General features: G+C 69.7%; 21 protein-coding genes. 15 read left to right on the forward strand and 6 right to left on the reverse strand.

Annotation, left to right across the window (positions count from 1 at the left end; genetic code table 11):
• Positions 1 to 91: 91 nt before the first annotated feature.
• Positions 92 to 2,443: a putative bifunctional diguanylate cyclase/phosphodiesterase gene (locus K3A85_RS07125; RefSeq protein ID WP_225205778.1), complete on the forward strand. Its 2,352-nt coding sequence runs from the start codon at positions 92 to 94 to the stop codon at positions 2,441 to 2,443.
• Between the two features lie 23 nt (positions 2,444 to 2,466).
• Here K3A85_RS07125 and K3A85_RS07130 read toward each other — a convergent pair whose 3' ends face one another.
• Entirely contained in the window at positions 2,467 to 3,447 is a 981-nt protein-coding gene (locus tag K3A85_RS07130; protein WP_225205779.1) for an AAA family ATPase, read from the reverse strand.
• Positions 3,448 to 3,525: 78 nt separating this feature from the next.
• Between K3A85_RS07130 and K3A85_RS07135 the strand changes: the two genes are divergently transcribed.
• The 7 genes from K3A85_RS07135 to K3A85_RS07165 all read left to right on the forward strand — a co-directional run bounded on the left by K3A85_RS07135 (position 3,526) and on the right by K3A85_RS07165 (position 7,778).
• A complete protein-coding gene (locus K3A85_RS07135; RefSeq protein WP_225205780.1) occupies positions 3,526 to 4,182 on the forward strand; it encodes a glutathione S-transferase family protein in 657 nt (218 codons plus the stop codon).
• Between the two features lie 169 nt (positions 4,183 to 4,351).
• On the forward strand, positions 4,352 to 4,729 hold the full coding sequence (locus tag K3A85_RS07140) for a DUF1428 domain-containing protein (protein WP_225205781.1): 378 nt from the start codon (positions 4,352 to 4,354) through the stop codon (positions 4,727 to 4,729).
• Complete coding sequence (locus K3A85_RS07145; protein WP_225205782.1) at positions 4,726 to 5,517, forward strand: VOC family protein; 792 nt, start codon at positions 4,726 to 4,728, stop codon at positions 5,515 to 5,517. The genes K3A85_RS07140 and K3A85_RS07145 overlap by 4 nt, the downstream gene beginning before the upstream one ends.
• Positions 5,518 to 5,519: 2 nt before the next feature.
• Entirely contained in the window at positions 5,520 to 6,146 is a 627-nt protein-coding gene (locus K3A85_RS07150; RefSeq protein ID WP_225205783.1) for a glutathione S-transferase family protein, read from the forward strand.
• The gene (locus K3A85_RS07155) at positions 6,143 to 6,640 is read left to right on the forward strand and encodes a VOC family protein (RefSeq protein WP_225205784.1); all 498 of its coding nucleotides are present in this window, start codon (positions 6,143 to 6,145) and stop codon (positions 6,638 to 6,640) included. The genes K3A85_RS07150 and K3A85_RS07155 overlap by 4 nt, the downstream gene beginning before the upstream one ends.
• A gap of 5 nt (positions 6,641 to 6,645) precedes the next feature.
• Positions 6,646 to 7,320, forward strand: coding sequence for a glutathione S-transferase family protein (locus K3A85_RS07160; protein ID WP_225205785.1), 675 nt, complete (start codon positions 6,646 to 6,648; stop codon positions 7,318 to 7,320).
• A gap of 14 nt (positions 7,321 to 7,334) precedes the next feature.
• On the forward strand, positions 7,335 to 7,778 hold the full coding sequence (locus K3A85_RS07165; RefSeq protein ID WP_225205786.1) for an SRPBCC family protein: 444 nt from the start codon (positions 7,335 to 7,337) through the stop codon (positions 7,776 to 7,778).
• Between the two features lie 3 nt (positions 7,779 to 7,781).
• On the opposite strand, the gene K3A85_RS07170 is transcribed toward K3A85_RS07165, so the two are convergent.
• Together K3A85_RS07170 and K3A85_RS07175 are read right to left on the reverse strand one after the other, a co-directional pair.
• Complete coding sequence (locus tag K3A85_RS07170; protein ID WP_225205787.1) at positions 7,782 to 10,319, reverse strand: ABC transporter permease; 2,538 nt, start codon at positions 10,317 to 10,319, stop codon at positions 7,782 to 7,784.
• The gene (locus tag K3A85_RS07175; RefSeq protein WP_225205788.1) at positions 10,316 to 11,047 is read right to left on the reverse strand and encodes an ABC transporter ATP-binding protein; all 732 of its coding nucleotides are present in this window, start codon (positions 11,045 to 11,047) and stop codon (positions 10,316 to 10,318) included. Before K3A85_RS07175 ends, K3A85_RS07170 begins: the two co-directional genes overlap by 4 nt.
• Positions 11,048 to 11,089: 42 nt before the next feature.
• Here K3A85_RS07175 and K3A85_RS07180 point away from each other — a divergent pair, with 42 nt between their 5' ends.
• Entirely contained in the window at positions 11,090 to 11,797 is a 708-nt protein-coding gene (locus tag K3A85_RS07180; RefSeq protein ID WP_225205789.1) for an arylesterase, read from the forward strand.
• Here the strand turns inward: K3A85_RS07180 and recF are convergent.
• The 3 genes from recF to pspF all read right to left on the reverse strand — a co-directional run bounded on the left by recF (position 11,794) and on the right by pspF (position 14,763).
• Positions 11,794 to 12,867, reverse strand: a complete 1,074-nt coding sequence (gene recF / locus K3A85_RS07185; RefSeq protein WP_225205790.1) for a DNA replication/repair protein RecF — start codon at positions 12,865 to 12,867, stop codon at positions 11,794 to 11,796. The genes K3A85_RS07180 and recF overlap by 4 nt on opposite strands.
• A 628-nt stretch (positions 12,868 to 13,495) precedes the next feature.
• Positions 13,496 to 13,723, reverse strand: a complete 228-nt coding sequence (locus K3A85_RS07190) for a hypothetical protein (RefSeq protein ID WP_225205791.1) — start codon at positions 13,721 to 13,723, stop codon at positions 13,496 to 13,498.
• A complete protein-coding gene (gene pspF / locus K3A85_RS07195; protein WP_225205792.1) occupies positions 13,723 to 14,763 on the reverse strand; it encodes a phage shock protein operon transcriptional activator in 1,041 nt (346 codons plus the stop codon). The genes K3A85_RS07190 and pspF overlap by 1 nt, the downstream gene beginning before the upstream one ends.
• 193 nt (positions 14,764 to 14,956) lie before the next feature.
• On the opposite strand from pspF, the gene K3A85_RS07200 reads away from it, so the two are divergent.
• The 6 genes from K3A85_RS07200 (at position 14,957) to K3A85_RS07225 (ending at position 17,324) form a co-directional block, all read left to right on the forward strand.
• Positions 14,957 to 15,115, forward strand: coding sequence for a hypothetical protein (locus K3A85_RS07200; protein ID WP_225205793.1), 159 nt, complete (start codon positions 14,957 to 14,959; stop codon positions 15,113 to 15,115).
• A 161-nt stretch (positions 15,116 to 15,276) separates the two neighbouring features.
• Positions 15,277 to 15,963, forward strand: a complete 687-nt coding sequence (gene pspA / locus K3A85_RS07205) for a phage shock protein PspA (RefSeq protein ID WP_404822914.1) — start codon at positions 15,277 to 15,279, stop codon at positions 15,961 to 15,963.
• Entirely contained in the window at positions 15,963 to 16,268 is a 306-nt protein-coding gene (gene pspB, locus K3A85_RS07210) for an envelope stress response membrane protein PspB (protein ID WP_225205795.1), read from the forward strand. The genes pspA and pspB overlap by 1 nt, the downstream gene beginning before the upstream one ends.
• On the forward strand, positions 16,269 to 16,646 hold the full coding sequence (pspC, locus tag K3A85_RS07215) for an envelope stress response membrane protein PspC (RefSeq protein ID WP_225205796.1): 378 nt from the start codon (positions 16,269 to 16,271) through the stop codon (positions 16,644 to 16,646). It abuts the gene before it with no gap.
• Between the two features lie 37 nt (positions 16,647 to 16,683).
• Positions 16,684 to 16,968, forward strand: a complete 285-nt coding sequence (locus K3A85_RS07220; protein WP_225205797.1) for a hypothetical protein — start codon at positions 16,684 to 16,686, stop codon at positions 16,966 to 16,968.
• Between the two features lie 41 nt (positions 16,969 to 17,009).
• Complete coding sequence (locus K3A85_RS07225) at positions 17,010 to 17,324, forward strand: hypothetical protein (protein WP_225205798.1); 315 nt, start codon at positions 17,010 to 17,012, stop codon at positions 17,322 to 17,324.
• Positions 17,325 to 17,328 lie beyond the last annotated feature (4 nt).

A 17,328-nucleotide genomic window follows, 5' to 3' on the forward strand; every position in this document is an offset into this window, starting at 1 on the left:
CGATGCCTAGCATCTCAGGAATACCGTTCGGGTGGGGAGCCCTTGCTTGTTAGGCAGATTGCGCAATTCCCTGCTGCGCCATCCGTTGGCGATGACCCACCTCATCCGGCATGAGGTGGACCCCGCCGACCGCGAATGGTTCGACGGCTGCCGCCTGACGCAGTTCCAGTCGCTGCCGTTGCTGCCCTTCGAGATCGTGCGGGCGCTGATGCTGGTGCTGATCTGCGCGCCGCGCGATCCGGCCCTGATGTTCTTGCCCGCGGTATGGTCGATCGTTGCGCTCGCGATGGTCGAGGAAATCCGCCGGCGCAAGCGGGCCGGCCAAAGCGCTTCGGCGCTGATGCGGTTCATCGCAAAGGCCATGATCTGGCGCAGCTTCGCCACGTCGCTGTTGGCGCTGGTGCTGGTCTGGAGCGCGCCGCCCGAGCGGCTGAGCGCGGTCGTGCTCGCCACCGTGGTGATCGCCAACATCGAGCTGTTCGGCCAGTTCACGATGCCGGTCGAAGGCCTCGTATCCGGCCTGATCGCCACCGCCGGTCTGGCGCTCGGCCTTGCCCTGCGGCCCGATGTCGATGCCGGGCCGGTGCTTGCGGTCCTGGCGGTGCAGGCGCTCGCGCTGCACATGAAACTGTTCAATCTCAACTACCTCTATTCGACGCGAAGGCTGCGCACGCGCAAGCTGCAGACCGCGCACGAGACGATCCAGCTGCTGCTCAACCAGTACGACGAGCATGGCAGCGACTGGCTGGTGGAGACCGACGCGCGCGGGCTGATCGTGAACCCTTCGGAGCGCCTGTGTCGGTCGACCGGCCTGTCGGCAGCCGAGCTTGCGGGGCGCAAGCTGGTCGACCTGTTCGTCAAGGGCCAGGAGCTGACCGCGCTGCGCAGCGCAGCGCATCGCCTGAAGCCCTTCCGCGACATGTCCGTGACGTTCCGCAGCGACGACGGGGTGCGGCACTGGTCGATCTCCGGGTGTCCGATGTTCACCGAATCGGGCGAGCATCGCGGCTTTCGCGGCTTCATCCGCGACGTGACGCAACGCCGCGCGGCGGAGAACCGGGTGCGCTACCTCGCCCACCACGATTCGCTGACGGGTCTCGCCAATCGCGGCGAGTTCCATGCCCGGCTCGAGGCGATGCTGGCCCGATTGAAGCGCGACCGCAGCCTTGCGCTGCTCCTCGTCGACCTCGATCACTTCAAGACGATCAACGACAGCATGGGGCACGGGATCGGCGATCGCGTGCTGATCGAGACCGCGCGGCGCCTGACCGAGATCGGCGGACCGGGTTCGGTGGCGGCGCGGCTGGGCGGCGACGGGTTCGCGGTGATCCTGCCGCGGGTGACCGGCGGGGCCGATGCGCGGGACAAGGCGCTCGGTTTCGTGCGCGGCCTGTCCGAGCCGATCGCGGTCGAAGGACGCAAGGTCCAGGTCGGCGCCAGCGCCGGCGTGGCGGTCGCGCCCGCGGACGGTTGCGACAGCGCGCACCTGATGCGCGCCGCCGACCTCGCGCTCTACGATGCCAAGGCCAACGGGCGCGGCTCGGCTTCGCTCTATCACGAAGGCATGCAGGCCGAACTGCTCGAGCGGCGCAATCTCGAGGCCGACCTGCGCGTCGCCTTTGCCAGCGGGCAATTCGCGCTGCACTACCAGCCGCTGCTCCGGATCGAGAACGATGCGATTGCGGGGTTCGAGGCCCTGCTGCGCTGGAATCACCCCGAGCGCGGCAACGTGCCGCCCGACGTGTTCATCCCGATCGCCGAGGAAAGCGGGCTGATCGTCCAGATCGGCGAATGGGTGCTGCGCGAGGCCGTGGCCGAGGCCGCGACCTGGCCGGACCACCTCACCGTTGCGGTCAACGTCTCGGCCGCGCAGCTGCGCGGCGGCGAGCTGCTGCGTCAGGTCGTCTCGGCGCTCTCGACCACCGGTTTCGACCCGCGCCGGCTCGAGCTCGAGATCACCGAGACGATGCTGATGGAGGACAGCGACGAGCCGCTGCGGCTGCTGCACCGCCTGCGCGCGCTGGGGGTGCGGATTGCGCTCGACGACTTCGGGACGGGCTATTCCTCGCTCAACTACCTGCGCTCTTTCCCGTTTGACAAGATCAAGATCGACCGCTGCTTCGTCACCGACATTGCGCGGAACGACGAGAGCGGCGCGATCGTCGAGGCGGTGCTCGAGCTGGCGGCCAAGCTCAACATGCAGACGATCGCCGAAGGGGTCGAGGACGTCGCGCAGCTCGACAGCCTTCGCGAGCGCGGCTGCGAGCAGGTCCAGGGCTATCTGTTCAGCAAGGCGCTGGCGGCGAATGACCTGCCGATCGAGCGAACCTCGCCCAAGCAGGAGCTGCCGCAGCCCGACATCGCGTCGATCAGCGAAGGGCGCCGCAGCCTGCACGCCGGCGCCACCGACGCGCCGCGCCGCGAAGGGGCCGCGGCGCGTTAGGCCAGGGCCCGCGCGCTACCGCCTCAGGCCTTGGCGACGACGCTTTCGGGCAGATCCTTGCCGAACACGCGCTGGTAGTATTCGGCCACGAGCACGCGCTCGGTCTCATCGCACTTGTTGAGGAACGAGAGGCGGAAGGCGAACCCGGCGTCGTTGAAGATCTGGGTGTTCTGCGCCCAGCTGATCACCGTGCGCGGGCTCATCACGGTGGAGATGTCGCCGCCGATGAAGCCCTTGCGGGTGAGGTCGGCGACGCGGACCATGTTGGCGATCAGCGCCGGGTCCATCGTCGGCACCTTGCCGGTGACGACCGCGATCTCGGTCTCGGCGGGCAGGTAGTTGAGCGCGACGACGAGGTTCCAGCGGTCCATCTGGCCCTGGTTGATCGCCTGCGTGCCGTGGTAGAGGCCGCTGGTATCGCCGAGGCCGACGGTGTTCGCGGTGGCGAACAGGCGGAAGAACTTGTTCGGGCGGATCACCCGGTTCTGGTCGAGCAGCGTCAGCTTGCCTTCGGTTTCCAGCACGCGCTGGATCACGAACATCACGTCCGGCCGCCCCGCGTCGTATTCGTCGAACACCAGCGCGGTCGGCGTCTGCAGCGCCCAGGGCAGCAGGCCTTCGCGGAATTCGGTGACCTGGAGCCCGTCGCGCAGGACGATGGCGTCGCGGCCGATCAGGTCGATGCGGCTGATGTGCGCATCGAGGTTGATGCGGATGCACGGCCAGTTGAGGCGGGCTGCGACCTGTTCGATATGGGTCGACTTGCCGGTGCCGTGATAGCCCTGGACCATCACGCGGCGGTTGTGCGCGAAGCCGGCGAGGATCGCCAGCGTGGTGTCGGGATCGAACACGTAGCTGTCGTCGCGGTCGGGCACGCGCTCGTCGGCGGCGGAGAACGCCGGGACCTTCATGTCGATGTCGATGCCGAACGTGTCGCGGACATCGATTTCGGTGTCGGGCGCGGCGATCAGCGTCGTCGCATGATTGGTCGGAAGTTCGCTCATCACCCGTTCGCCTATACGCGGCGGCCAAGGCCTGCAATAATCTTTGGGAGAGGATTTGGTCTGAGAGGGAGATTTTCGATGAAGATCTATGGCGCGCTGATTTCGCCATTCGTCCGCAAGGTCGCGGTTATCGCTACGGAAAAGGGCGTTTCGTGGGAGCTGGGCCGCGGCGGGCCGGGCAGCGGCGATGCCGAGTTCCTCGCCGCCAGCCCCTTGGGGAAGATCCCGGCGATCGACGACGACGGCTTCACCCTCGCCGATTCGACCGCGATCGCGCTCTATCTCGACGCGAAGCATCCCGAGCCGCGGCTGATCCCCGACGAGCCGCAGGCGCGCGGCAAGGCGGTGTTCTACGACGAGTTCGCCGATACCGTGCTCGGCGCGGCGGGCCTCAAGATCCTGTTCAACCGGCTGGTCGGCCCGAAGCTGCTCAAGGTCGGCGGCGACGAGGCGCTGGCGCTGCAGGGCGAGGCCGAGCTGCCGCGCTGGACCGACTGGTTCGAGAGCGTGGCGCCCGAGGACGGCTGGCTGCTGGGCGAGACCTTCACGCTCGCCGACATCTCGGTCGCCTCGCTGTTCCGCACGCTCGCCTACATCCACCACGGGGTCGACGCCGCGGCGCGGCCCAGGACCGCCGCCTGGTTCGGCCGCGTCGCCGCGCGCCCGTCCTGGGCCAGGGTGGCCGAGATGGAGGATGTCATGGCGCAGCGGATCATGGCGGCAGCCGCCGCCTGATCCGGGGGCGGGCGGGAGCGGGGCGCACAGGCGGCCCCGCCAGCCGCTCGCTTGGCCGCAAGCTTGCCGGTGCCCCGCAACCCGTCGGGTACGGTGAACGGGCGGTCCCGAATCGGCGGTGGTACGCGTTGCGTTCCCGGCTGCCCGGCTCGAGGGAGGAGTGCCGATCATGGCGTGGATCGATGGCTACGCGATACCCGTGTTCGAAGCGCGGCGGACGGATTACGCCCGCATGGCCGAGGCAGCCGCGCATGTGTTCCTCGACCACGGCGCGCTCCACGTGCTGGAAAGCTGGGGGGCTGACCTGCCCGCAGGCGAGGTGACCGACTTCCGCCGCGCGGTGGCGGCCGAGGAGGGCGAAGGCGTGGTCTTTTCGCTGATCGTCTGGCCCGACCGGGCCACGCGCGATGCCGGGCACAAGGCGGTGTTCGAGGACCCGCGCATCGCCGCGGCGATCGACATGAGCGTGTTCAATTCGAAGCGGATGATCATGGGCGGGTTCGAGCAGATCCTGTCGATCCGCGCAGCAGGGGGAGCAGGGGCATGAGCAGGCAGGTTCCGTTCGTCTGGTACGAACTGATGACCACCGACGCGACCGGCGCGGCGGACTTCTACGGCAAGGTCATCGGCTGGCGCATCGGCGAGGCCGAGCCCGGATCGCCGATGGACTACCGCATGATCCTGCGCGACGACGGCGCGCCGACCGGCGGGCTGCTGGCGCTGACGGCCGAGATGCAGGCGGGCGGCGCGCGTCCCGCCTGGGTGCCCTACCTCGGCACCGCCGACATCGATGCGACGCTGGCGGCGATCGAGGCCGAGGGCGCGCAAGTGCTGATGCCGCGCACCGACATCGACGAAGGCGCCTTCGCGATGGTGACCGACCCGCAGGGCGCGCCGTTCTACCTGATGCAGCCGACCCCGCGCGAGGGCAGTCCCGACGGCCAGAGCCATGCGTGGGATCGCGAGAAAGCGCAGCACGCGCGCTGGAACGAGCTGGCGACGAGCGATCCCGCCGGCGCCAGGGCGTTCTATGCGAAGCATTTCGGCTTCGAATTCAACAACAGCATGCCGATGGGCGCGGCAGGCGAATACAGCTTCATCGACTTCGACGGGCAGGGCCTCGGCGCGGTCATGCCGATCATGGACCCGGCGCGGCCGCCGTCGTGGCTGGTCTACTTCGGCGTCGAATCCGCAACTGCGGCCAAGGACGCGATCGAGGACGCCGGCGGCTTCGTGATGATGGGGCCGCACGAAGTGCCCGGCGGCGACTGGATCGTCGTCGCCACCGATCCGCAGGGCGCCGCCTTCGGCGTCGTCGGCCCGCAAGGAGCGTGACCATGGCGAGCTTCACCTTCTTCACCAATCCGATGTCGCGCGGCCAGATCGCGCGCTGGGCGCTGCACGAGGCGGGCGTCGACTACGAGACGGTGCTGGTCGACTGGCAGGCCAAGCCCGAGGCGCTGCTCGCCGCCAACCCGATGGGCAAGGTGCCGACCATCGTCCACCACGCCGAAGACGGCGACCACGTGGTGAGCGAGGCGGCAGCGATCTGCCTCTACCTCGCCGAAGTCTCGCCGCTCGAAGCGCTGACCCCGCGCGATGCGGAGCGCGCCGCCTACTTGCGCTGGACCTTCTTTGCGGCGGGGCCGGTGGAGCAGGCGATCACCGCGCGCAGCCTCGGCTTCGAGCCCAAGGGCCAGCAGCAGGTCATGGCGGGATTCGGCAGCTACGAGCGCGCGGTCGACACGCTTGCGGGGCATTTCGCGCTGAACGAGTACGTCTGCGGCGACCGCTTCACCATGGCCGACGTCTATGTCGGCAGCCAGGTCGACTGGGGCCTGATGTTCAAGTCGCTGCCCGAGCGCAGCGAATTCGTCGCCTATGCCGAGCGCCTGCGCGCGCGGCCCGCCTATGTCGAGGCCAAGGGCATCGACGCCGCGCTGATCGCGCAGGCGCAGAGGTGAGCGCCGCCCCCGTCAGCGCCCCCGCCGTCACGCTGTGCCTGTGGTACGAAGGCGATGCGCTCGACGCTGCGACCTTCTATGCGCAGACCTTTCCCGACAGCGCGGTGGGTGCGCTCCACCAGGCGCCCGCGGACTATCCCGACGGGCAGGCGGGCCATGTCCTGACGGTCGAATTCACCGTGCTCGGCCTGCCCTGCATCGGGCTCAACGGCGGCCCGATGTTCAAGCACAGCGAGGCGTTTTCCTTCCAGATCGCGACCGACACGCAGGAGGAGACCGACCGCTACTGGAACGCGATCGTCGGCAACGGCGGGCAGGAATCGGCCTGCGGCTGGTGCAAGGACAAGTGGGGCATCTCGTGGCAGATCACCCCGCGCGCGCTGACCGACGGCATGGCCGATCCCGATCCCGCCGTGCGCAAGCGCGTGTTCGAAGCCATGATGACGATGGGCAGGATCGACATCGCCGCAATCGAAGCGGCGCGGAAGGGGTGAACGCGGTGCTGCGGCTCCACGCCCATCCGTTTTCCTCCTATTGCTGGAAGGCGCTGATCGCGCTCTACGCCAACGATACGCCGTTCGAATTCGTGCAGATGGACGGCGAGCGGCCCTTGTCCGAGCAGTTTCCGGGCAGGGTCCATCCCGGCGGGCATATCCCGGTGCTCGAGGATGGCGACGCGGTGGTCATCGAGGCGACCAGCATCGTCGAGCACCTTGCCGTCCACCATCCCGGTCCCGCGCCGCTGATTCCCGCCGATCCGGCCGAAGCGGTGGTGGCGCGGATGCTCGACCGGGTGTTCGACAACTACGTGATGGGCAACATGCAGCGCGTCGTCGCGGCGCACCTCGCCAGCCGCGACAAGCCCGAACTCGGCCTGCGCGCCGAGCCCGACGCCGCCGAGATCGCCGCCGCCAAGGCGCGGCTGCGACAGGCCTATGCCTGGCTCGACGGCTGGCTGGTGGCGAACGCCCTGCCGCCGAACGTCAGCCTCGTCACCTGCGCTGCCGCGCCGAGCCTGTTCTATGCCGACTGGATCGAGCCGATCGGCGAGGACCAGCCGCGCCTGCGCGCGCTGCGCGCCGAACTGCTCGCGCTGCCGCCGGTCGTCCGCTGCGTCGAGGACGCCCGCCCCTACCGCGCCTTCTTCCCGCTCGGCGCGCCGGACCGGGACTGAGAAAGGACCCTGAAATGCACGAACTGTCGATCAGCCGCTTCATCGCCGCCCCGCCGGCAAAGGTGTGGGACGTGATGGTCAATCGCCAGAACGAGTGGTGGTGCCCCAAGCCGTGGCGCGCCGAAGTGGTCGTGCAGGAGCGGCGCGCGGGCGGGCGCGCTTCGCTGACGATGTACGGTCCCGACGGCGAGGTCGTGCCCAACGAGGGCATCTACCTCGCCTGGGACGAGGGGCGGCGCTTCGCCACCACCGACGCGGTGACCGCCGATCTGCAGCCGGCCGGCCCGTTCATGATCGGCATCTGGGACGTCGCGCCCGAAGGCGAGGGCACGCGCTATACCGCGAGCGCCCGCCACTGGACCGAGGAGGCGATGCGCAGTCACGCCGAGATGGGCTTCGAACAGGGCTGGGGCGCTTGCGCGGACCAATTGAAGGCGCTGTGCGAGGAGGCGGCTTAGGGCCTAAAGCTCGCGTAGCGCTTGCGCGGGCCGCGTGCGCAGCAGCGAAAGCGATCCGGCCAGCGCCAGCACCAGCACCAGCGCGATCCCTGCGCCGAGCACGCCGAGCACGCGCGGCCAGTCGGGAAGCCACTCGAACTCGAACAGGCGGGTGATGACCAGCCAGCCGGTCAGCGTGCCCAAGCCCAGCGCGACGGCGGCGAGAAGCGCGCAGAGCAGGCCGTATTCGGCGAGCAGCAGCGTCAGCAACTGACGGCGGCTCGCGCCGAGCACCCGCAGGATCACGCTGTCGTACTGGCGCCGCTCGCGCGCCGCCGAGATCGCGCCCGCCAGCACCGCCATGCCGGCGAGCACGGCAACGCTGGCGGCGGCGAGGATTGCGGTGCCCATCTGCGAGAGCACGTCGCGCACCTGGCCCAGCACCGGCCCGATCTCGATCACCGACGACGAGGGCAGCGCGGCGACCAGCCCCGACAGGATCGCGCGGCGGGTGCGCGCGCCCTTGTCCCGCGGCGGCAGGCTGATCGTCGCGGCGAGGTTGTGCGGGGCATCGGCAATGGCGTTGGGGCTGAACACCAGCACGTAGTTGAAGCCCATCGAGTCCCAGTCGATCCGCCGGAACGAGGCGACCGTCGCGGTCCGCTCGACGCCGAGCAGCGCGATGGTGATGCGGTCGCCGAGCTTGAGCCCGATGGCGTCGCGCAATTGCTCGTCGACCGAGACCAGCGGCTCGCCGGCGTAGTCCCTCGGCCACCACGCGCCTGCGGTCACGACGTTGCCTTCGGGCAGGTCGGCGGCATACGTCAGGCCGCGATCGCCGCGCAGCGCCCAGGCGTCGTCGGGAATGTCCTTGAGGTCGGCGACGCGGATCATGCGATCCTTCGGCCCGTAGGCGACGATGCTGCCGCGCATGGCGGGCACGGTGCGGATCGCCGCGGCCGGCGCGGCGCTGCGCACGATCCCCTCGAACCGCGCGAGGTCGGCGGGCGGCAGGTCGAGCACGAAGTAGTCGGGCGCCTTGTCCGGCACGCGGCGGGCGATGTTGGCATCGAGGCTGGTCTGCACGCTCGCCAGGAGGACGAAGGCGGCAAGGCCGAAGCCCAATGCCACGACCAGCGCCGAAGTCTGCGCGCCGGGGCGGTGGAGGTTGGCGAGCGCCATGCGCGCGATGGCCCCGCGCGGCCGCGGCAGCCGCGCGGCGAGGCGCGTGAGGCCGACGCCGAGCGCGGCGAGCGCGAGGAACAGCGCGGCGGCGCCGGCGAGGAAGCCGGCTGCGACCAGCCGCTGCGGCGAGGTCAGCACCGCCAGCGCGACGATGCCGCCGAGCCCGGCCGCCACGGGAAGCGCCGCGGCCCGCCAGCGTGTCGCCAGCGGCGCGACCCGCGCGCGCATCAGCGCCATGGCCGGAAAGTCGCGCGCGCGCAGCAGCGGCGGCGCGGCGAAAGTCAGCGCGACGAGCAGGCCGTAGGCAGAGGCAAGCGAAAGCGCGGCGGGATCGACCACCAGCCCGGCCTCGATCGGCAGCAGCCCCTGCAGCGCCCGCCCGATCAGCGGCGTCGTCGCCACCCCGAGCGCGAGGCCGGCGGCTATGGCCAGCGCCGAGGCGACGACCAGCTGAAGCAGGAACACCCGCGCCACGTCACCGCTGGTCGCACCGAGGATCTTGAGCGTGGCGATGCTCGAACGGCGCGCCTCGAGGTAGGAGGACACGCCGTTGCCGATGCCGATCCCGGCGATCGCCAGCGCGGCCAGCGCGACGAGGACGAGGAACTGGCCCATGCGCGACACGAACCGGTCGAGCCCGGGCGAAGCCTTGTCGCGGGTGCGGATCTCGAAGCCCGAAACCGGGAACTGCGCCTTGACCGCGTCGGCGAGGCCTTGCGGGTCGGCGCTGGCAGGCAGGCGCACCCGGTACTTGGTCCGCGCCATCGAGCCGACCTGGACGAGGCCGCTCGCTGCCAGCGCCTGTACCGACACGATCACCGTGGGGCCGAGCGCGAAGCCTTCGCCGAGGCGGTCGGGCTCGGCTTCGATCACCCCGCCGACGGTCAGCACGGCTTGCCCGATCTGGAGCCGGTCGCCGCGCCGCACAGCCAGCCGGTCGGACACGCCGGGCGCGATCCATGCGGTCATCCCCGGCGGCGGTCCTGCCTGCCGGCCCCCTTCGAGCGTGAAGCGGCCGTAGAGCGGCCAGCGCGCGTCGACCGCCTTCAGCTCGACCGGCACCGCGCTGGTCAGGTCGCCGGGGCGGCGGGCGAGCGCCTGCAGCCGCGTGCCGACCGACAGCGTGCCGAGCTTCTCGAGCGCGGCGCGTTCGGCGGGACTGGCGGTGCGCGCGGCGAGCGTGAATTCGATGTCGCCGCCGAGCATCGCCTGGCCGCGCGCGGCAAGTTCGGTGCGGATCGCGCCGGTCAGCGTGCCGATCGCGGCCAGCGCGGCGGTGCCAAGCACGAGGCAGACGAGCAGCAGGCGCAAGCCGCGGAAGCGCCAGTCGAGCCCGCGGCGCGCGAGCCGCCAGGCGGTCGCCCAGCTTATGCTCATGGCCTGCCGCTGTCCGAGGCGATCTTGCCGTCGGCCAGACGCACGATGCGCTGGCAGCGGCGGGCCAGGTCCTCGTCGTGGGTGACCAGGATCAGCGTCGCGCCGGCAGCCTCGCTCTGCGCGAACAGCAGGTCGGCGACGCTCGCGCCGGTCGCGGCATCGAGGTTGCCGGTCGGCTCGTCGGCGAAGAGGATGCGCGGGGAAGGGGCGAGCGCGCGGGCGATGGCGACGCGCTGCTGCTCGCCGCCCGAAAGCTGGGTGGGGTAGTGGTTCAGCCGGTGGCCCAGCCCGACCGCTTCGAGCGCGGCGCGCGCGGTGTCCATCGCGCCGTCCGCGCCCGCCAGCTCGAGCGGGGTCGCGACGTTTTCGAGCGCGGTCATCGTCGGCAGCAGGTGGAAGGCCTGGAGCACGATGCCGATGCGCCCGCGCCGCGCTTCGGCGAGGCCGTCCTCGGTCAGCCGGGCGAAGTCCTGCCCCGCGACCAGCAGCGTGCCGCCGCTCGCGCGTTCTAGCCCCGACAGCACCGCGAGCAGCGAGGACTTGCCCGAGCCCGAGGGGCCGAGCAGCGCGACCGTCTCGCCCACGCCGATCTCGAGGTCGATCCCGCGCAGGATCTCGACCCGCGCCTCGCCCTGCCCGAGCGAAAGCGTCAGGGCCTTGGCGATGATGACGGGGCCGGTGAGGAAGGAGGCGGGCGCCTGGGGATCGCTTGTCACGGGCGCGACCATGCCTAGATTGGTTGCTTGCCGCAACCTTCCCGAAAGAGCCCGATGCGCCGCCTGTCGATCCTGTTCGCGCTTGCTGTCCTTGCCGGCTGTTCGCAGGAGGCGAGCGCGCCGCAAGCGCCGGCGAGCGCCGCGGCGATCGCAGCCACCACCACCACGCCCGCGCCCCCTCCCGCTCCGGCCGACGCGCCGGTGATCCTCGCGTTCGGCGACAGTCTCTACGCCGGCTACCAGCTGCCGCCGACCGACAGCTATCCCGCGAAACTGGAAGCCGCGCTCAACGCCGGCGGGATCAAGGCGCGGGTGGTCAATGCGGGCGTTTCGGGCGACACCACCGCGGCGGCGCGCCAGCGGCTCGCCTTCACGCTCGACAACCAGCCGGTGAAGCCGACGCTCGCGCTGGTCGGGCTCGGCGGCAACGACATGCTGCGCGGGTTGCCGCCCGCCGAGACCCGCGCCAATCTCGACGCGATCCTGGCCGAGTTCCGGAAGCGCAAGATCGCGGTGATGCTGACCGGCATGCTCGCCGCGCCCAACCTCGGCGCGGACTACGTCAAGGCGTTCAACCCGATCTGGCCGAGCCTTGCGAAGAAATACGATGCGCCGCTGGTGCCGTTCTTCCTCGCCCCGGTGCTCGGGCAGGACAAGCTGCTGCTGGGCGATCACATCCACCCCAACACCCAGGGCGTCGAGCGCATCGTCGCGGCGACCGAGGAGCAGGTTGCGGAGGCGCTGAAGGCGGCCGAACGCTAGAGCCGCCCGACGATCCCGTCGGCGACTTTCCACACTGCCGCCTGGCCCTCGATCTCGGCGAACGGCGCAAGCTCTGTGCCGGTCATCCACACTTGCGCGCCCGAGGCGGCGAGGCGCTCGTACAAGGCCGCACGGCGCAGGGGATCGAGGTGCGCGGCGATCTCGTCGAGCAGCAGGAGGCGCGGGCGTTCGCTACCCGTGATGGCTGCGTGGGCGAGGACGATCGCGATTAGCATCGCCTTCTGCTCGCCGGTCGAACAGTCGGCGGCGGGCGCGTTCTTGGCGGCGAGCGTGACGGCGAGGTCGTCGCGGTGCGGCCCGACCAGCGTGCGCCCTGCCGCCCGGTCGCGGCGGCGGCTGTCGCGCAAGGATCGGCGCAAGTCCTCGGGATCGCGCGGCGTCTCGCTGGCATAGGCGAGCGCGGGCCGGGCGAAGGGCGCCTCGGGCTGCGTCGCGATCTCGCGCGCCAGAGCGGCGACGAGCGCGCGGCGCGCCTCGGCCAGCGCTGTGCCGGTCTCGCCCAGTTGCGCCTCGAGCGCGTCGAGCCAGGCGGGGTCGGGTTCGGCGGGCTCGGCCAGCAGGCGGTTGCGTTCGCGCAGCGCGGTCTCGTAGCGCGTCGCGGTGCGGGCGTGATCGGGGCGCAGCGCCAGCACCAGCCGGTCGAGGAAGCGGCGCCGGTCGCCCGGGCTTTCGGCGAAGAGCCGGTCCATCGCCGGGGTCAGCCAGGTGATCGACAGCCAGTCGGCGAGGCGCGTTGCCGGACCCGCCGCGCCGTTGATCCGCACGCTGCGGCTGTTGGGGGCGGCGGGCGTGGTCGCGGTCGCGAGCGCGATGTCGCCGTGCTCCATCTCGGCCGCCACGGCAAAGCTGCCATCGCCGCTGCGCCCAGCCATCTCGGCAGCCGCGGCGCGGCGCAGGCCCTTGCCCGGCGCGAGCAGGCTGATCGCCTCGAGCACGTTGGTCTTGCCCGCGCCGTTCTCTCCCACCAGCACGTTGAACGCGCGCGTATCCTCCAGCCGGCTGGCGGCATGGTTGCGAAAATCGCGCAGGGTCAGGCGGGTGAGAGCCACGTCGGCGGCGTTAGTGCGTCTGCGCCCTGTGCGCAAAGGTCAACTGGGGAGGGGCGATGGGGAAGGCCGGTTTCGCCCGGTTGCGGACACATCTATGTTAACTCGGGCGTACCTGTTTGCGGACGTTCCCGAAATGCGGCATTGTAACAGAATGGAGCCGAAGGCGACTTTTACAGGCTTGAACCGCGTTCGTGTCACTGTGGCCGTTTTCGTTAGCTTTGTCGCCGGCTATCTCCCACTCCTTTTTGTCGGAACTGAGGGCCTATGGTGGGCAGGCATACTCCTGATCGGATCGTCCCCGCTGATTGCCATCGCCTTGGTCTTTGCGTGGATATTCGCCCGTTCGATCTCAAAGCACCCTTATCGATGGGCTATGATTGCGGCGGTCTCTGCGGTGGGGTTGAGCGTCGCGGGGATGTGGTGGGCAACCGGTTCACTTGTCGGCATTGTAAGCGCGGCTATCTCGTTTCCGGCCGCTAGTGCCTTCATGTGCCTAGCAAGATTGTGGTCCGGTTTCCCCACGGTCGAACCACAAGAAGCGTCGGCTTATCAGAGCATTGCCTCCAAAACCTGAAAGTCCACTTTCCACCCAATATCCCGTCGCTCCGCTCACAACCAGGCGGTCCAACTAAACCGCATGCCTCTGCGCGATGCGCAGCGCAGTGATCAGGATGTAGAGGAACGGCACCGGGATGGTGAAGGCGATGGCCGGGCGCTCGAAATACTGCGCGCAGGCCACCAGCACGACGAAGCAGGTCAGCACGCAGACCACCGCGCCGAGGATCAGCGCGAGGCCTTTCCAGTGCACCGGCACGTAGCCGAACAGCCATCTGCGGAACCAGATTTCGCGCTCCATCAGCCCTGCCCGCGCTCCAGAAGCCCGTGCTTCTTCAGGCAGTGCCGCAGCTGGTCGTAGGTGAGGCCCAGCGCCTTGGCGGTCTGGCGCTGGTTGTAGCGGTTGCGCCCCAGGTGGTGTTCGAGGATCGCGCGCTCGTGCGCCTCGACCGCGCTGCGCAGGTCGGCGATGTCGTCGAGGTCGGCGCGCGCCGGGGCGGGGCGGGCAGGCGCATCGTTGGCGGGCGGCGGCGCGGGATGCGCGGCGGCTTGGCTCGTTGCTGGCTTCCACGGGCTTTCGAACGGGTCGAACTGGACATGGCCGATCGGCGCGGAAGGATCGTCCCAGCGATAGACCGCGCGTTCGACCACGTTGCGCAATTCGCGCACGTTGCCGGGCCAGGCGTAGCGTTCGAGCTGGTCGGCGACGTGGCGCGCGAAACCCGGCCAGGCGTCCCAGTGCAGTTCCGCGGCCATGCGCCGGCCGAAGTAGTCAGCCAGCACGGCGATGTCGCCCTCGCGCACGCGCAGCGGGGGCAGGGTGATCACCTCGAAGCTGAGGCGATCGAGCAGGTCGGCGCGGAAGCGGTTCTGCGCCGCCATCTTCGGCAGGTCCTCGTTCGTCGCCGCGACGATGCGCACGTCGACCCGGATCGGGCGGCTCGCGCCGATGCGGGTGACCTCGCCATATTCGACCGCGCGCAGCAGCCGCTCCTGCGCGCCCATCGACAGCGTGCCCAGCTCGTCGAGGAACAGCGTGCCCTTGTCGGCTTCCTCGAAGCGGCCAGCGCGGGCGCGGGTGGCGCCGGTGAAGGCGCCCGCCTCGTGCCCGAACAGCTCGGCCTCGATCAGCGTTTCGGGCAGCGCGGCGCAGTTCATCGTGACGAGCGGCTCCTGCCAGCGCGTCGACAGGCGGTGGAGCCGTTCGGCGATCAGTTCCTTGCCGGTGCCGCGTTCGCCGATGACGAGGACGGGACGGCGCATCGGCGCGGCGCGGCTGGCACGTTCCACCGCATCGAGAAAGGCACCCGACTGGCCGATGAACTGGACTTCGCGATCCACGTTTTATGCCCTCTTCTCAATCGCGCGCCAAGGGATGGCATATTTTCCCAACCTTGCGCAAGATTTCCCATAAGGCTTGGCGCGTACGGCGAAGAAAATCGCGGAAATCGGGGCTTGGCAGCATTTGGCACGACCCTTGCTTAATGGTGAACGACCCTGCCGGACCAGACCGGCGGACCACCGGAGAACACCCATGTACACCGCCCGCTTCTTCTCGACCAAGCTCGGCCGCGCAAGCCTCGCCAGCATCGTGGCGATGGTGGCGATGAACTGCTTCGCGCTCACCCAGCAGCTCCACGCCGCGCCGCAGGTGCTCGCCTCGAGCGCCGCGATCACCGGCGAGCTGGCGTGAGCGTGGACCTGACCCCGATCGGCCCGGAACGCCGGGCGCGCGGCGAAGAGGCGCGGACCTCGCGCTTCGACGCCGAGATCGACGCGCTGCGCCAGCGCCAGACCAGCAATCGCGACGCGGCCGACCGCGCCCGCCCCCCCTTCACAACCGGAGCCAACCTGATGGGCATCTTTTCGCGGACGCGCGATATCATTGCCGCCAATTTCAATGACCTGCTCGACAAGGCGGACGATCCTTCGAAGATGATCCGGATGATCATCATGGAGATGGAGGAAACCCTCGTCGAAGTCCGAGCCTCGGCCGCGCGCACCATCGCCGACCAGAAGGAGATGGGCCGCCACGTCGCCAAGCTCGACCGGCTCCAGGCCGACTGGGCCGAAAAGGCGCAGCTCGCGCTGTCGAAGGGCCGCGAGGACCTCGCCCGCGCGGCGCTGGTCGAAAAGAAGAAGGCCGCCGACATGGCCGCGCAGCTCCAGTCCGAGATCGCCGTGCTCGACGATTCGATGCGCGCCTACGAGCAGGACATCGAGAAGCTGCAGACCCGCCTGCGCGAAGCCCGCAGCCGCCAGACCGCGATCGCCGCGCGCCTCGAAAGCGCCGAGAACCGGGTGCGCCTGCGCTCGCTGCTGACCAACGAGCGCGTCGACGAGGCGCTCGCCCGCTTCGACCAGCTCGAACGCCGGGTCGACTACGCCGAAGGCCGCGCCGATGCGCTGAGCCTGGCCGATGGCACCGCGCCCAATCTCGCCGACGAGATCGCCGCGCTCGCCGGGCAGGACAAGATCGACGAGGAACTCGAGGCGATGAAGCGCGCGCTCGGCGCCCATGACCAAAAGGATGCCCAGTGATGGAAGACGTCGTCGTTCCCATGGTCGCCATCCTCGGCATCTTCGTCGGGATGCCCTGGGTGATCCTGCACTACATCACCCGCTGGAAGACTGCCGCCACGCTCACCTCGGGTGACGAGGCGCTGCTCGAGGAGCTCTACCAGCTCGCCCGCCGGCTCGACGAGCGAATGGACACCGTCGAGCGCCTCGTCGCGGCCGACAATCCCGAATTCCGCCCGGCGCGGATCACCCACGACCGCGCCACCGACAACGAAAAGCTGCGCGAGCTCGACCGCATGCTCGCCGAAAAGAGGGGGACCCTGTAAATGACCGCGCAACGCACCCGCTTCTATCGCGACAAGGTCAACGGCAAGTTCATGGGCGTTGCCGCGGGCATCGCCGACTACACCGGCGTCGACGTGCTGTGGGTCCGCCTCGGCCTCGTCATCGGCACGCTGTGCGGGCTCGGCTTCCTGCCGATCGCCTACTTCGTGCTCGGGTTCCTGTCGGAAAAGAAGCCCGGCTATCTCTACGGCGACCGCCAGGAGCAGAAGTTCTGGCAGGGCGTGCGGCAGAGCCCGGCGCGCACGGCGCGCGAAGTGCGCGCCCAGTTCCGCGACATCGACCGCCGCCTCGCCGATGTCGAAAGCTTCTACGTCTCGTCCAACCCGCGCCTTTCGGCGGAAATCGAAAGCCTGCGCTGACCGCTGCCACGCGTCGCCGGGACAAAAGGGGGAAATCATGGACCACGGTACACTCGCACTGCTGATCCCGCTCGCGCCGTTCATGCTGGCAGGGTTCGCGATCTGGACCCGGCACAACCGCAAGGTCGAGGAGATCCGCGCGCAGAACACCGCCGAGAAGGCGGCGCAGTACGCCGCGCAAAACCAGGCGCTGGAGGAACGCGTCCGCGTGCTCGAACGCATCGTCACCGATGGCGGCTACGACGTGGCGACGCAGATCGAGGCCCTGCGCGACGTGCGCCGGCTCGAGGACCGACCCGGTCAGACCGAGGGCCACGCCTGAGGCCGGGGCGCGGGCACAAGACATAAAAGGGGAGACATCACATGCCGTTCGATCTTTCGCCTGCGATGATCGGCGTTCCCGCCATCGCGATCACCGTCGGCTGGGTGGTCAACACCTGGCTCCGCGTCCGCCACGGCTACCCGCTCGAAAACTCGTGGGGCAAGCCGGTCTATCCCAGGACCAGCAGCGCCGAGCAGGAGCGGATTGCGCTGCTCAGCCAGGAAAATGCCCGCCTTCAGGCCGAGCTGGGATCGGTCAAGGACCGCCTCGCCAACGTCGAGCGCATCGTCACCGACAGCGGCTATGCGCTGACTCGCCAGATCGAGGCGCTTCGTTCGGAAGGACGGGCGCAGTGACCGG

Origin of the sequence: Novosphingobium huizhouense (genome assembly GCF_020179475.1) — a bacterium.
In the GTDB taxonomy this organism is placed as follows: Bacteria; Pseudomonadota; Alphaproteobacteria; order Sphingomonadales; family Sphingomonadaceae; genus Novosphingobium; species Novosphingobium huizhouense.

What these genes read in the sequence shown, in the direction of transcription:
- K3A85_RS07125 (WP_225205778.1), top strand. Translation starts at nt 92, where the DNA reads ATGACCCACCTCATCCGGCATGAGGTGGACCCCGCCGACCGCGAATGG.
- K3A85_RS07130 (WP_225205779.1), bottom strand. Translation starts at nt 3,447, where the DNA reads ATGAGCGAACTTCCGACCAATCATGCGACGACGCTGATCGCCGCGCCC.
- K3A85_RS07135 (WP_225205780.1), top strand. Translation starts at nt 3,526, where the DNA reads ATGAAGATCTATGGCGCGCTGATTTCGCCATTCGTCCGCAAGGTCGCG.
- K3A85_RS07140 (WP_225205781.1), top strand. Translation starts at nt 4,352, where the DNA reads ATGGCGTGGATCGATGGCTACGCGATACCCGTGTTCGAAGCGCGGCGG.
- K3A85_RS07145 (WP_225205782.1), top strand. Translation starts at nt 4,726, where the DNA reads ATGAGCAGGCAGGTTCCGTTCGTCTGGTACGAACTGATGACCACCGAC.
- K3A85_RS07150 (WP_225205783.1), top strand. Translation starts at nt 5,520, where the DNA reads ATGGCGAGCTTCACCTTCTTCACCAATCCGATGTCGCGCGGCCAGATC.
- K3A85_RS07165 (WP_225205786.1), top strand. Translation starts at nt 7,335, where the DNA reads ATGCACGAACTGTCGATCAGCCGCTTCATCGCCGCCCCGCCGGCAAAG.
- K3A85_RS07170 (WP_225205787.1), bottom strand. Translation starts at nt 10,319, where the DNA reads ATGAGCATAAGCTGGGCGACCGCCTGGCGGCTCGCGCGCCGCGGGCTC.
- K3A85_RS07175 (WP_225205788.1), bottom strand. Translation starts at nt 11,047, where the DNA reads ATGGTCGCGCCCGTGACAAGCGATCCCCAGGCGCCCGCCTCCTTCCTC.
- K3A85_RS07180 (WP_225205789.1), top strand. Translation starts at nt 11,090, where the DNA reads ATGCGCCGCCTGTCGATCCTGTTCGCGCTTGCTGTCCTTGCCGGCTGT.
- K3A85_RS07190 (WP_225205791.1), bottom strand. Translation starts at nt 13,723, where the DNA reads ATGGAGCGCGAAATCTGGTTCCGCAGATGGCTGTTCGGCTACGTGCCG.
- K3A85_RS07200 (WP_225205793.1), top strand. Translation starts at nt 14,957, where the DNA reads ATGTACACCGCCCGCTTCTTCTCGACCAAGCTCGGCCGCGCAAGCCTC.
- pspA (WP_404822914.1), top strand. Translation starts at nt 15,277, where the DNA reads ATGGGCATCTTTTCGCGGACGCGCGATATCATTGCCGCCAATTTCAAT.
- pspB (WP_225205795.1), top strand. Translation starts at nt 15,963, where the DNA reads ATGGAAGACGTCGTCGTTCCCATGGTCGCCATCCTCGGCATCTTCGTC.
- pspC (WP_225205796.1), top strand. Translation starts at nt 16,269, where the DNA reads ATGACCGCGCAACGCACCCGCTTCTATCGCGACAAGGTCAACGGCAAG.
- K3A85_RS07220 (WP_225205797.1), top strand. Translation starts at nt 16,684, where the DNA reads ATGGACCACGGTACACTCGCACTGCTGATCCCGCTCGCGCCGTTCATG.
- K3A85_RS07225 (WP_225205798.1), top strand. Translation starts at nt 17,010, where the DNA reads ATGCCGTTCGATCTTTCGCCTGCGATGATCGGCGTTCCCGCCATCGCG.